Here is a 12,346-nt window from a genome sequence, read left to right on the forward strand (position 1 = left end):
GCGGCGCCCAAACCGGTGGGGCGGGGCCGTCATTCCCAGCCCGTCCGGCGTTTGAGGACGGAACCCTCCCGGTGGTGACCGGCGCACAAAGGGTTCGGGCCCGCCCGATGACGGGTTCCGTCCTCAAGCGCCGGACGGGCTTGATCGGCCGCCCTGGACGCACCCGCACCGCCCCCCCGGGCACCGGTTCCGTCCTCAATCGCCGGACGGGCTGGGTTTCCCGCCGGACGGCCCAGGCGGTTCGTCCGGTGGGTTCGAAGGCGGCCGGCCGGGGCGCCCGGCCCCAGGCGCACCATCCTCGGGCCCCACATAAGGCGCATCCCCCTCCGGTTCCGGCCACGGCGTCGTCTGGACGGACGGCCCCGGCTCCCGCGTGGGCGGCCACGTGTCGGGGTCCGCGGACCCCGGCGCCTCGTACGGCCGCCCCCGCCCCGCACCGGCACCCGCACCCGCACCCGCACCCCGCCCCCGCCCGGACATCAGCGCCGCCCCCAGCAACAGCAGCACCCCTCCGGCGGCGGCCGACGCGACACCCATCTGAAGACCGGAACCGTCGCTCGCGACGGCAAGGCTTCCGTTCACCTGCCCCTGGCGCACCATCCACAGCACCGTGAACCCGAGCACCACCACGCCCGCCAGGGCGACGAGGAGCCGGGAGCGGAGGACCACACCCACCACGGCCACCACCGCGGCGCAGAGGAACGGCAGCCAGAGGGACGTGAACAGCCCGCCGGGATGCGCACCGCTCACCCCGGTGCCGGTGAACAGGTCGCCGAGACGGTAATGCCGCCCGAGGCGGCCGTCGTACCAGTCACGGAAGGGGCTCAGTACGGCGGCCGCCGCTCCGACGAGAGCGACGATCGCACCGAGGACGTTGCGGATCATTTCCGTACCTTCCAGTACCCCCGGGTACATTTCAGCGCTCTCTCTCCGACGCTACGCCGCACGTGTGACGCCTGCGACCGGACAATGACGAGATCGTGACAGGGCCATGACCGGGCGACCGGCTCCACGGGGCCATGCTGTGCGTTACGGTGTCGCGCGCCCGGCCGCCCGGCCGGCCCGGCACCGAAACGGCAGAACACCACACAATCGGGGGCGGAATCGATGACACGGCAGCATCTGAAACTGACGGTGGTCCTGGTCGCGGTGGTACTCGCGCTCACCGGCTTCTCCAGCTCCAGCCACGGCGGCAAGAGCGGCAAGAGCCGGAAGTCCAGCAGCCACAGCGGCGGCGGCGGGTGCTCCAACTCCAAGAAGAGCAACGGCACGTACCACGACACCGACTCCGGCACCCGCTACCGCAGCTCCACCGGTACCTCGGGTTCCACCCGGTCCACCCCGTCCGCCACCGCGACGGCCGCCCCGAAGGCGTACGTGTTCCGCTGCGCCGAGCCCGCCAAGGGCGCGGTCAAGGCCGTCACCGCCTCGACCGTCCGCCTCACCGCGAACGCGAGCGGCACCCACACCTATGAGGTCGACGTCGCCTTCCTCGACGCGTCCGGCGTCACCATCGACACGGGTGAGGCGACCGTGAAGGCGGCCCGCGGCGAGACGAAGACCGTGTCCGTGCCGATGGACCGCCCGAGCGAGGTCTCCCGGGTGGACAGGTGCACGGTCACGTCCACGCTCACCTACTGAGCCCCACGGGTACCGGCCCTCACCGCAGCCGGTACCCGCCGCCCCCGCCCCGCCCCCCGAACAGCTCCGCCTGGAGCGCGGGCGCCAGGTTGCCGAGCGCGATCAGGTGCGGGGCATGGGCGAGCGCCTGCGCCCGCGCCGCCTCCCCGGCGGACCAGACGGCCCGTACCGTGCCCTGCACCGCGTCGGTCGGGTAGGAGGCGATGACCTCCGCGGCCCGCAGCGCGGCGGCCACCGCGCCGCCGGGCGGGGCGAGTTCGCTGACGAGGCCCGTCTCGTACGCCCGCCGGGCCGAGACCCGCTCGGCGGTCCCCATCAGCGCCATCCGCGCGACCTCCCCGTACGGCATCCGCTGCGCCATGAAGACCGCCTCGTACGCGCTGACCATGCCGTACGTGGTGTGCGGGTCGAAGAACGTGGCCTCATCGGAGGCGACGACGAACTCCGCCTCGCCCAGCAGGTAGAACGCCCCGCCGCAGGCCATCCCCTCCACGGCCGCGATCACCGGCTTCCACAGGTCGTTGGCCTTCGGCCCGATCGCGAGCAGCGGATCGTCGATCGTGTACGGGGACGAGGGCTGCGGCACGTCCACGTCCCGGTCGACGCCCGTGCAGAACGCCCGGCCGCCCGCCCCGGTGACGACGGCCGCCCGCATCTCGTCGTCGTAACGCAACGCCCGCCACGCGGCGGTCAGTTCGGCGGCGGTCGCGAGGTCGATCGCGTTGTGCTTCTCGGGCCGGTCGAGGGTGAGCAGCGCGACGCCGCTCTCCCGGTCCCTCTCCACGCGCAGGGCCATGTCGCCGCCTCACCGTTCCAACTGCCAGCGCACCAGCGTCACATCGGCCGATACGGGACAGAAGACCGCCTTCACCGGCGCCCCGATCCGCAGCCGCCCCGGATCGACGGAGTCCAGCGGCGCGCCCGGCCCGCTCACCACATTGCCGACCAGCCGGATGCCCGGGGCGTCGGCCAGGGCGACCACGACGACGTTGTACGGGGCCTGCGCGGCGTACGCCGGCAGCAGCGGGGGGTGCGGCAGCACGTACGACCACACGCGACCGCGCCCGCTCATCGCCCGCCACTGGCTGTCGAACGACCGGCAGTGCGGGCAGCACGGCCGGGGCGGGAAGCGGAGCCGGCCGCAGCCGGGGGCGGCGCACGCCTGGACGCGCAGTTCGCCGCGGGCCGCGTACTCCCAGAAGGGCGCCCCGTCCTCGTCCACCTCGGGCAGCAGAAGGTCGTCCATCGCGGGTCAGCTCCTCAGCAGTACGGCGGACGTGGGGACGCACTCCCCGGCGGTGACCAGGCAGGTCGAGGCGCCGGGGACCTGGGAGGTGGAGGTGCCACGCAGCTGCTTCACGCCCTCGGTGATGAGGTTGAAGCCGTGCACGTACCCCTCGCTGAGCCCGCCGCCGCCCGTGTTGAGGGGCAGCCGCCCGCCGCTCTCCAGCGTCCCGCCCTCGGTGAAGGCGCCGCCGTCGCCGCGCCCGCAGAAGCCGTAGCCCTCCAGGGTGAGCGGGACGAGCGGGGTGAACGCGTCGTAGATCTGAGCCACGTCGACGTCCTCCGGCCCGAAGTCGGCCTGCTTCCACAGCTGTCGGGCGGCGGCCCAGGAAGGCCCGGTGAGCGGGTCGTCGGTCCAGTAGTTGACCATTCCGTGGTGCTGGGCGGGCAGGCCCTGGGCGACGGAGTGGAGGTAGACGGGCTTCTGGCGCAGGTCGCGGGCGCGTTCGGCGGAGACGACGACACAGGCGAGCGCCCCGTCCGTCTCCAGGCAGTTGTCGAAGAGGCAGAGCGGCTCGCTGATCCAGCGCGAGGTCATGTACATCTCGCGGGTCAGCGGCCGGTCGTACATCACGGCGGCGGGGTTCCGGTTGGCCCGGTTGCGGCAGGCGAGGGCCACATTGAAGAGGTGGTCGCGGGTGGACCCGTACTGGTGCATATAGCGGCGGGCGAGCATTCCGATCTCGTCGGCGGGCCGCAGCAGTCCGTAGGGCCGGGTCCACTGGGCGGGGGTCGGCAGCTGCGCGGCGGCGGCCCGCCAGGGGCGCGGCCCCGAGCCCCGTTTGCGCGCCCGCCAGGCGACCCCGACGCTCGCCTGTCCGGTCGCGATGGCGGCGGCCAGGTGCGCGAGGGTCGCGCAGGAGCCGCCGCCGCCGTACCCGGCCCTGCTGAAGAAGGTGACGTCCCCGGCCCCGATCGCCTTGGCGACCTCGACCTCGTCGGTCTCCTCCATGGTGTACGAGGCGAAGGCGTCCACCTCCGAGGCGTCGAGGCCCGCGTCGTCGAGCGCCGCGACGATCGCCCGGCAGGCGAGCGTCTTCTCCGGCTCGTCCAGCCGCTTGGCGAACTCCGTCTGCCCGATGCCGGCTATCGCCGCCTTGTCCTTGAGCGTTCTGTCCGTGAGCGTCCTGTCCCTGAGCGTCGCCACCGCCACCTCCGCGGACGTCGTGACTGCTGACAGCCGAGGAGGCTACAGCTAATCTGACGGTTAGTCAGCTCCCTGACGCAGGAGGGAACGAGATGCGCGGAGACGAGGAATGGTCCACCGTCGCCCAGCTGGTCCGGGCGGCGGCCGAGCGGTACGGCGAGAGGGAGGCCGTGGTCGAGGGCCGCACGCGCCTCACGTACGCCGGACTCGGCGCCCGCGTGGAGCGGGCCGCCGCCGCGTGCATGGCCTCCGGCGTGGAGCCGGGGGACCGGGTCGCGGTCTGGGCGCCGAACACCCTGGACTGGATCGTCTCCGCGCTGGGCGCGGTGACCGCGGGCGCGGTCCTCGTCCCGCTGAACACCCGCTTCAAGGGCGCGGAGGCGGCGTACGTCCTCGACCGGTGCCGCGCGAAGCTGCTCTTCGTCACGGGCACCTTCCTCGGCACGTCGTACGTGGCGTCCCTGCGCCGCGCGGCCACCGGGCTCCCGCACCTGGAGAAGGTGGTGGTCCTCGCCGACACCGCCCCCGAGGACTACGTCACCTGGAAGGACTTCCTGGCGGCGGGGGAGGGGGTGCCGGCGGCGGCGGTCCGCGCCCGCGCGGACGCCATCTCCCCGTCCGCCCCCTCCGACCTCATCTACACCTCGGGCACCACGGGCCGGCCCAAGGGCGCGGTCATCAGCCACGCCCAGACCCTGCGCTGCTACGCGGTCTGGAGCGAGCTGGCGGGCCTGCGCGAGGGCGACCGCTACCTCATCGTGAACCCGTTCTTCCACACCTTCGGCTACAAGGCGGGCGTCCTCGCCTGCCTGATGCGCGGGGCGACGATGATCCCGCAGCCGGTGTTCAGCGTGGACACGGTCCTCGCCAACATCGCCGCCGAACGCGTCTCGGTCCTCCCCGGCCCGCCCACCCTCCACCAGTCCCTCCTGGACCACCCGGCCCGCGCCGCCCACGACCTCTCGGCCCTGCGCCTGGTGGTGACGGGCGCGGCGGTGGTCCCGCTGCAACTGGTGAACCGGCTGCGCACCGAACTCCACATCGCCACGGTCCTGACCGCGTACGGCCTCTCCGAGGCGAGCGGCATCGTGACGATGTGCCGCCGGGGCGACCCGCCGGAGACCATCGCCGCCACCTCCGGCCGCGCGATACCCGGCACGGAGATCCGCGTCCTGGCCGCCCCCGGCGAACCCGGCGAGATCCTGGTGCGCGGCTTCCACGTCATGCGCGGCTACTTCGAGGACCCCACCGCCACGGCCGCCACGATCACCCCGGACGGCTGGCTGCGCACCGGCGACGTGGGCGTCCTGGACGAGGCGGGCAACCTGCGGATCACCGACCGGATCAAGGACATGTTCATCGTGGGCGGCTTCAACGCCTACCCCGCGGAGATCGAACAGCTCCTGGGCCTGCACCCGGACGTCGCCGACGTCGCGGTCATCGGCGTCCCCGACCCCCGCCTGGGCGAGGTCGGCAAGGCGTACGCGGTGCGCCGGCCGGGCGCCACGGTGACGGCGGACGACCTGATCGCCTGGTCCCGCCGCGAAATGGCCAACTACAAGGTGCCGAGGGCGGTGGAGTTCGTGGCGGAGCTGCCGCGCAACGCGAGCGGCAAGGTGGTGAAGGGAGAGCTGCGGAGGCGCGCGGTGAGCGGCACCTGAGCGGTCAGACCTTCTCCGCCACCACTCGGCGATGGTCCGCTGTGAGCAGTTCGATGTCCTCCACGTCGGAGGTGAGGACGGTGACTCGACCCGGGTAGGTCAGTGCGGTCGCGCAGAGCATCGCGTCGATGGCGTACTTGTGGCCGTGCAGTCCGGCGTTCTGGAGCAGCGTTGCCGCAGAGTGTGCGATCGACTGGCTGAGCGGTTCGACCCGCAGGCGGGAGAGCGTCCAGTCCAGTGCGGCGCGGTTGATCCGCGGATGGATCACCTCGACGAGGACGGCGGCGGAGGTGACCACGGGAAGGTCCGCATCGCGAGCCGCCTCCAGCCACTCCTGGACCTCCCGGCCTCGCAGGACCGCTTGCGCCAGTCCCTCGCTGTCGAGGACCAGAGCCCCGCTCACGCAGCCGTCCCCGACTCGGGTGTGCTGCTGCCGGTGAGCCTGGTGCGCTTGCCGCTCACCGCACGCGGATCTGCCGGTCCGTTGACCTTCTCGAACTCGGCGAGGAGCTCATCGAGGTTGTCCCGTTCGATCTGGCGCTGCGCGGCCATTTCCAGGTACGCGGAGACACCGCGCTTCCCGACCCGCTCGCGGATCGCGTGGAGCGTTCCGGCGGTGAGGGTCACGGAGATTCCACTGCTGGGGCCGTCGCCGAGTCGGAAGTCGGAGCTGTCATCCATGAAGTCACTATAGCATTAACAATGCTATAGAGCTGGTCGGGTGTACCAGTGAGAGGCGCATGGTGGCCGGCATGGAAACGGAGGGGCACCAGGACGCGCGGCGGCCGCGACGGCTCCCCCTCCGCGCCGCCGCGGCCGTTCCCCCCGTACCCCCGTCGAGAGAGCCTGCTAGGCCTTCTCGGACCCTGCGTGGTTCTCCTGCGGCTTCAGGATGTCCTTCGGGGCGCCGCCCGCGTGGTTCTCCAGGGTGGCGATGTTCTCGGCCACGCTGCCCGCGTGGTTCTCCAGCGGAGTGACCTTCCCGTTGCCGGGGCTGCCCGCGTGGTTCTCCTGCGTGGTGGCCTCGCCGGTCTTGGGCTTAAGTGCATCGCTCATGTTTTGTCTCCCAGAGGTCTGGCGTGTTCGGTCGGCGACGCCCGTCCGGCAGCTCCCCCGTAGGTCGCCGGACGGGCGTATCGGGGCCGTTCACCCTAGCGGTGCGGTTCCCCTTGCAACCCGCCTGCCCCCCGACGCGACGGATCGATGGGGATAAGACTGACGAGTGGCGATAAACGTTCGATGAACGCCATCGGCCACGTGCCGGTGAGGGGGACCTCATGGACCCTCAGGCTGCGGCTGCCGGAGCGAGGAGCCCGCGTACCTCGTCCGCCTCGGCGGCACCGGTCTGCTCGTAGATGGACAGGGCTTCGTGCCAGCAGGCGCGGGCCCGGTCGATCTGGCCGAGGTGCCGCAGGGCGCGTCCCAGCGTGGTCAGGACATTGCCGCGCATCCACTCGCCCCCGATGACCCGCAGGGCAAGGGCCTGCTCGGCGTGCTGGGCAGCCTGCGCCGGGCGCATGGCCGCCAAGTGGGCCTCGGCGATACGGAAATGGGTGGAGCCTTCCCACAGGCGCTGTCGATTGCCCTGGAAAACGCGCAGTGCCTCCGCCAGCTGCTCCAGTGCGTCGGCGGACCTTCCGGCGCGGGTGAGTGCGATGCCAAGTGCGAATCTGCCATTGGCAGTTCGCAGGCTCAGCCCCATGCCGTCGAAGATGGCCGTCCCCTGCTGTGCCAGTTCGACGGCGCTGGCCACGCGCCCCATGTCCACATGGATTCTGGAGAGATTGCACAACGCGGAGGCCTCGCCGACCAGGTTCCTGTCCGCGCGGTAATTGTCTATCGCCGCCTGGAGGAACTTCTCACCGTCCGTGTGCCGCCCCTGGTAGAACGCGATGATGCCCCGGTCGTTCGGGGCCCAGCAGGCGGGGATCGGATCTTCGGAGGCCCTGGCGAGTTCCATCGCGTGCATGGCCTCCTCGTCGGCCAGCGCGAAGCGGCCTGACACGAGATACACCGTGGACAACGAGGCACGGGCACGCGCCTCGGAGTGAGGGTCCCGTGCCGCTCGCGCCGCGTCACGCAGCGCCGTCCCGGTCGTTTCGTACTGACGGGAGTTGGCACCCGACTCGGCCAGGTCCTTCGCCGCGCAGAGCAGGTCCACGGCACGGCGGAGCATCCCGCTCGACGCGCACTGGTGCGCGCAGGCGAGCAGGGCATTGGCCTCGCCGTACAGCCAGTCCACCGCCTCGTGCCCGTCGGTGAATTCGAGGCCGGGCCGGTCCGGCGACACCAGATGGGCGACCGCACGGTCCCCCGGCCGCTCCAGCGCGTACACCCCCGCCGCCGTCGCCAGATAGAAGTCCAGCAGCCGCGACAACGCCTCCTCCCGCTCCCCCGGCGCCTGCTCGTCCCGCTCCGCGCAGGAGCGGGCGTACAGGCGGACCAGGTCGTGGTAGCGGTAGCGGCCCGGGGCCGCCGACTCCACCAGGGACGTGTCGACCAGGGCCTCCAGGAGGTCCTCCGCCGTGTGCGGGTCCAGGTCGAGGAGGGCGGCCGCGGCGGCCAGGGAGATGTCCGGGCCGTCCGCGAGGCCCAGGAGGCGGAAGGCGCGGGCCTGGGCCGGTTCCAGCTGGCCGTAGCCGAGTTCGAAGGTGGCCTTCACCGCGAGGTCGCCCGCCTGGAGCTCGTCCAGCCGGCGGCGTTCGTCCGCGAGCTTGGCGGCCAGGACGGAGACCGTCCAGGTGCGGCGGGAGGCCAGGCGGGACGCGGCGATGCGGATCGCCAGGGGGAGGAAGCCGCAGGCGGCGACCACGTCGAGCGCGGCCTCGCGCTCGGAGGTGATGCGTTCCTCGCCGGCGATCCGGGTGAACAGCAGCAGCGCCTCCTCCGGGGACATCACGTCCAGGTCGACCAGGTGCGCGCCCGCCAGGTCGACCATCCGGACCCGGCTGGTGACCAGCGCCGCGCACCCTTCCGTGCCGGGGAGCAGCGGGCGGATCTGGGCCGCGTCGTGCGCGTTGTCCAGGAGGATCAGGACGCGGCGGCCGTCGAGCGTGGAGCGGTAGAGCGCGGCCCGCTCGTCCAGGGTGTCCGGGATGGCGTTGTCCGCGGTGCCGAGCGCCCGCAGGAACGCGCCGAGCACCGTCTCCGGTTCGGCTGCCCGTGCGCCCGCGCCCTGGAGGTCGACGTAGAGCTGCCCGTCCGGGAAGTGCTTGCGGGCCTGGTGGGCGACGTGGACGGCGAGGGTCGTCTTGCCGACGCCGCCGATGCCGGCGAGCGCGGAGACGGCCATGACGGAGCCCTCCGCACTGGCGAGCCGGTCGCTCAGCTCGTGGACGAAGGGGACCCGGCCCGTGAAGTCGGGGACGGTGGCGGGCAGCTGGGCCGGGCGGACCGGCACGGCGGCCGGTGCCGGTTCGTCCGTCGGGCGGGCCAGTTCCTCGTCGGCGCGCAGGATGCGCTGCTGGAGCCGGCCCAGCTCAGCGCACGGGTCGACGCCCAGTTCCTCGGCGAGCAGCCGGCGGGTGTCCGCGTAGACGGCGAGCGCCTCCGCCTGCCGGCCGCTGCGGTACAGGGCCACCATCAGCAGTTCCCGCAGCCGTTCGCGCAGCGGGTGCGCGGCGGTGAGCGCGGTCAGTTCGGAGACCGCTTCCGCGTGGCAGCCGGCCTCCAGGTCCAGATCGAGACGGGTCTCGGTGAGCTGGAGCCGCCACTCCTCAAGACGCGTGCGCTGGTACTCCGCGTACGGGCCAGGCACCGAGGCCAGCGCCTCGCCGTCCCACAGGCCGAGCGCCTTGTTCAGCAGGGTCCGCGCCTCGTCGCGCTCGCCCGCCGCCCGCGCCTTCTCCGCGCCGGACGCCAGCTCCTGAGCCACGGTCAGGTCCAGGGCGTCGGGCCCGGTCCGTATCGCGTAGCCGCCGGAGTCGCTGGCCAGGGTGTCGGTGCCCAGCGACTTGCGCAGCCGGGAGGCGTACGTGCGGACGGCGGCCAGCGCCTGCGACGGCGGCTCGTCGCCCCAGATCGCGTCGATGAGTTCGGCGGCCGTCGCCGTGTGCCCGCCGCGCAGCAGCAGCGCCGTCAGCAGCGCGCGCTGCTGCGGCGAACCGGGCGGCAGCATCTCGCCGCCCCGCCGGGCCCGTACCGGACCGAGTACGGAGAAGCGCAGCACGGCCTCGTCCGCCGGCCCCCGCTCCGGGGTCCGCTGCTCCGGAACACGTACCCGTGGCCCGTCGTCACGGCCCATTGCTGCCTCCTGTCCTGCCTGCGCACGGCCCGGCATGGTCGCTTCGTCCTGATCGGTCCCAGACCGTCCGGATTGCTCCATACCGTTGATATCGCCGTCAACAGTCTGCCTTGTGAAGGGTCGACGCGTCAGCAGCGGATGACTCTCTGCACAAGCCTTCGACAACGATTGTGGAACGGGGTCGCGTCCGATTAGCTGACGGTTCGTCAGATCGGCGCTACCGTGGAACGCATGGAGACCTTCCCGAAGATCATCTCGGTGGACGACCACACGGTGGAGCCCGCTCATGTCTGGCGGGACCGGCTCCCGTCCAGGTACGCGGATTCCGGGCCGCGCGTCGTCCGCGCACCGCTCAAGGAAATGACCTTCATGGGCGGCAGGTTCGCGCCCGTGATGGGTGCGAAGGGCGACGAGGGCCCGGTCGGCGACTGGTGGGTGTACGAGGACCTGCGCCGCCCGCTCACCCGGCTCGACACCGCCGTCGGCTACGACAGGGACGAGATCAAGCTCGAAGTGATCACGTACGAGCAGATGCGTCCCGGTTCGTTCTCCGTGCCGGAGCGGCTGGCCGACATGGACGTCAACCACGTGCAGTCCGCCCTCTGCTTCCCGACGTTCCCCCGCTTCTGCGGACAGACCTTCACCGAGGCGAAGGACCGCGAACTGGGCCTGCTCGGCGTGCGGGCGTACAACGACTGGATGGTCGAGGAGTGGTGCGGGCCCGACGCGCGGGGCCGGCTCATCCCGCTGACCCTGATCCCGCTGTGGGACGCGGCCCTGGCCGCCGAGGAGGTCCGGCGCAACGCGGCCCGCGGCGTGCGCGCGGTCGCCTTCTCCGAGATACCTCCACATCTCGGCCTGCCGTCCATTCATACGGACGAATGGGATCCGTTCCTGCGGGCCTGCGACGAGACCGGCACGGTCATCGCCATGCACATCGGCTCGTCGTCACGGATGCCGTCCACATCGGCCGACGCCCCGCCGGCCGTCGGCTCCACCATCACCTTCGCCAACTGCTGCTTCTCGATGGTCGACTGGCTGATGAGCGGCAGGTTCGAACGCTTCCCGAACCTGCGGATCATGTACGCGGAGGGCCAGATCGGCTGGATCCCGTACATCCTGGAACGCGCCGACGTGGTCTGGGAGGAGAACCGCGCCTGGGGTGGGGTCGCCGACAAGGTCCACCGGCCGCCGTCGGAGCTGTTCGCCGACCACGTGTACGGCTGCTTCTTCGACGACGCCTTCGGTCTGAGGAACCTGGACGCGATCGGGGTCGGCAACGTCCTGTACGAGACGGACTACCCGCACTCCGACTCCACCTGGCCCAAGTCCCGCGAGGTCGGCGAGGCGCAGATGGGCCACCTGGACGCGGACGTCGTGGACCGGATCGTCCGGGGCAACGCGATCGACCTGCTGGGACTGACCCCGGACGGGCTCTGGGCGGGGGCGTGAGCGAGACGGGCCGGGCGGGGGCGCAGGGAGGGAGAGGAGAAGGGGGCCGCGCCTCGCGAGAGGCGCGGCCCCCGTCCGTCAGGCCGACACCCGGATCACCGGCTCCTGGAGCTCCGTCACCCACTGCTCCTGGTCCGGCGGGCACTCCAGGCTGATCTCCCGGGCGTACCCCGCCGAGCGGTATCCGTTGGCGTCGATCCAGCGGGCCAGGGTCTGGGACGTCGGCAGCACGCCGTCCATCGAGCCCCGGTGCACGACGGTCGCCGCCTCGAACGGCGGCAGCTCGACCACCGTGATCCCGGTGTCACCCAGCGGCCCCACCGGGGCCGATACCGTCACCCCGGCGTGGACGACGACCTTGCCGCCGCCGTCCGGGGCGTCCTCGTAGCGGGCGATCCCGGGGCCCGTCGGGCTGATCCCCGCCTCGCCGAGGAGGGGGAACAGCCGGTCGTACAGCGGGCTGATCACCGGAGTGATGTCCCGCGGCTCGTAGCCGCCGGCCACCCCGGTCAGCTCCGCGACCCGTACCGCCGCGAGCTTCTTGATCACGACATCGTTCGTGGACATGCGTCCCTCGCTCTCGATCGACCGGAGCCTCGCCTCGACCTGGGCCAGCCGCGCGGCTGCCGCGGCCATCGCCGCCTCCAGCTCCGTCCGGCGCAGCCGCAGCATCCCCCGCAGCTCCTCCGGCCCCACCGCGTCGTCCAGGACCGCCCCCACCTGCTGGAGCGTGAAGCCGAGGTCCTTGAGCGCGATGATCCGGTTGAGCCGGGCGAGCTGGGCGGCACCGTAGTAGCGGTAGCCGGTCGAGGGGTCGGTACGGTCGGGGTGCAGCAGCCCGATCTCGTCGTAATGACGCAGCATGCGGGCCGACACCCGCCCGTACCGGGCGAAGTCTCCGATGGTGAACATGACGCC

General features: G+C 72.1%; 12 protein-coding genes. 3 read left to right on the plus strand and 9 right to left on the minus strand.

The features are described 5' to 3' along the window. Positions 1-195 precede the first annotated feature (195 nt). Complete coding sequence (locus B082_RS0119355; protein WP_018553471.1) at positions 196-885, minus strand: hypothetical protein; 690 nt, start codon at positions 883-885, stop codon at positions 196-198. 222 nt (positions 886-1,107) lie between these two features. On the opposite strand from B082_RS0119355, the gene B082_RS0119360 reads away from it, so the two are divergent. Then, positions 1,108-1,641, plus strand: coding sequence for a hypothetical protein (locus B082_RS0119360; RefSeq protein ID WP_018553472.1), 534 nt, complete (start codon positions 1,108-1,110; stop codon positions 1,639-1,641). 19 nt (positions 1,642-1,660) lie between these two features. Here B082_RS0119360 and B082_RS0119365 read toward each other — a convergent pair whose 3' ends face one another. The 3 genes from B082_RS0119365 to B082_RS0119375 are packed head-to-tail and all read right to left on the minus strand — an operon-like array spanning position 1,661 to position 4,072. Then, a complete protein-coding gene (locus B082_RS0119365) occupies positions 1,661-2,437 on the minus strand; it encodes an enoyl-CoA hydratase/isomerase family protein (RefSeq protein WP_018553473.1) in 777 nt (258 codons plus the stop codon). A 9-nt stretch (positions 2,438-2,446) separates the two neighbouring features. Next, complete coding sequence (locus tag B082_RS0119370) at positions 2,447-2,887, minus strand: Zn-ribbon domain-containing OB-fold protein (RefSeq protein ID WP_018553474.1); 441 nt, start codon at positions 2,885-2,887, stop codon at positions 2,447-2,449. A 6-nt stretch (positions 2,888-2,893) separates the two neighbouring features. Beyond that, positions 2,894-4,072, minus strand: coding sequence for a lipid-transfer protein (locus B082_RS0119375; RefSeq protein ID WP_018553475.1), 1,179 nt, complete (start codon positions 4,070-4,072; stop codon positions 2,894-2,896). 92 nt (positions 4,073-4,164) lie between these two features. Here B082_RS0119375 and B082_RS0119380 point away from each other — a divergent pair, with 92 nt between their 5' ends. Then, positions 4,165-5,733: a FadD3 family acyl-CoA ligase gene (locus B082_RS0119380; RefSeq protein ID WP_018553476.1), complete on the plus strand. Its 1,569-nt coding sequence runs from the start codon at positions 4,165-4,167 to the stop codon at positions 5,731-5,733. Positions 5,734-5,737: 4 nt separating this feature from the next. On the opposite strand, the gene B082_RS0119385 is transcribed toward B082_RS0119380, so the two are convergent. The 4 genes from B082_RS0119385 to B082_RS0119400 all read right to left on the minus strand — a co-directional run bounded on the left by B082_RS0119385 (position 5,738) and on the right by B082_RS0119400 (position 9,976). After that, positions 5,738-6,136: a type II toxin-antitoxin system VapC family toxin gene (locus B082_RS0119385; protein ID WP_018553477.1), complete on the minus strand. Its 399-nt coding sequence runs from the start codon at positions 6,134-6,136 to the stop codon at positions 5,738-5,740. Then, positions 6,133-6,414, minus strand: a complete 282-nt coding sequence (locus tag B082_RS0119390; RefSeq protein WP_018553478.1) for a hypothetical protein — start codon at positions 6,412-6,414, stop codon at positions 6,133-6,135. Before B082_RS0119390 ends, B082_RS0119385 begins: the two co-directional genes overlap by 4 nt. Positions 6,415-6,582: 168 nt before the next feature. Continuing rightward, entirely contained in the window at positions 6,583-6,789 is a 207-nt protein-coding gene (locus B082_RS36310; RefSeq protein WP_018553479.1) for a hypothetical protein, read from the minus strand. Between the two features lie 229 nt (positions 6,790-7,018). Next, positions 7,019-9,976, minus strand: coding sequence for an AfsR/SARP family transcriptional regulator (locus tag B082_RS0119400; RefSeq protein ID WP_018553480.1), 2,958 nt, complete (start codon positions 9,974-9,976; stop codon positions 7,019-7,021). A 231-nt stretch (positions 9,977-10,207) separates the two neighbouring features. Here B082_RS0119400 and B082_RS0119405 point away from each other — a divergent pair, with 231 nt between their 5' ends. Beyond that, on the plus strand, positions 10,208-11,428 hold the full coding sequence (locus B082_RS0119405) for an amidohydrolase family protein (RefSeq protein ID WP_018553481.1): 1,221 nt from the start codon (positions 10,208-10,210) through the stop codon (positions 11,426-11,428). 78 nt (positions 11,429-11,506) lie between these two features. Here the strand turns inward: B082_RS0119405 and B082_RS0119410 are convergent, their stop codons facing one another. After that, positions 11,507-12,340: a MerR family transcriptional regulator gene (locus tag B082_RS0119410; protein ID WP_018553482.1), complete on the minus strand. Its 834-nt coding sequence runs from the start codon at positions 12,338-12,340 to the stop codon at positions 11,507-11,509. Between the last annotated feature and the right edge of the window lie 6 nt (positions 12,341-12,346).

Source organism: Streptomyces sp. ATexAB-D23 (assembly GCF_000373645.1).
In the GTDB taxonomy this organism is placed as follows: domain Bacteria; phylum Actinomycetota; class Actinomycetes; order Streptomycetales; family Streptomycetaceae; genus Streptomyces; species Streptomyces castrisilvae.

Bases quoted from the DNA above. Each gene is read 5' to 3' on its own strand.
- B082_RS0119405 (WP_018553481.1), top strand. From the start codon at position 10,208: ATGGAGACCTTCCCGAAGATCATCTCGGTGGACGACCACACGGTGGAG.
- B082_RS0119400 (WP_018553480.1), bottom strand. From the start codon at position 9,976: ATGGGCCGTGACGACGGGCCACGGGTACGTGTTCCGGAGCAGCGGACC.
- B082_RS0119370 (WP_018553474.1), bottom strand. From the start codon at position 2,887: ATGGACGACCTTCTGCTGCCCGAGGTGGACGAGGACGGGGCGCCCTTC.
- B082_RS0119390 (WP_018553478.1), bottom strand. From the start codon at position 6,414: ATGGATGACAGCTCCGACTTCCGACTCGGCGACGGCCCCAGCAGTGGA.
- B082_RS0119410 (WP_018553482.1), bottom strand. From the start codon at position 12,340: ATGTTCACCATCGGAGACTTCGCCCGGTACGGGCGGGTGTCGGCCCGC.
- B082_RS0119355 (WP_018553471.1), bottom strand. From the start codon at position 885: ATGATCCGCAACGTCCTCGGTGCGATCGTCGCTCTCGTCGGAGCGGCG.
- B082_RS36310 (WP_018553479.1), bottom strand. From the start codon at position 6,789: ATGAGCGATGCACTTAAGCCCAAGACCGGCGAGGCCACCACGCAGGAG.
- B082_RS0119380 (WP_018553476.1), top strand. From the start codon at position 4,165: ATGCGCGGAGACGAGGAATGGTCCACCGTCGCCCAGCTGGTCCGGGCG.
- B082_RS0119365 (WP_018553473.1), bottom strand. From the start codon at position 2,437: ATGGCCCTGCGCGTGGAGAGGGACCGGGAGAGCGGCGTCGCGCTGCTC.
- B082_RS0119360 (WP_018553472.1), top strand. From the start codon at position 1,108: ATGACACGGCAGCATCTGAAACTGACGGTGGTCCTGGTCGCGGTGGTA.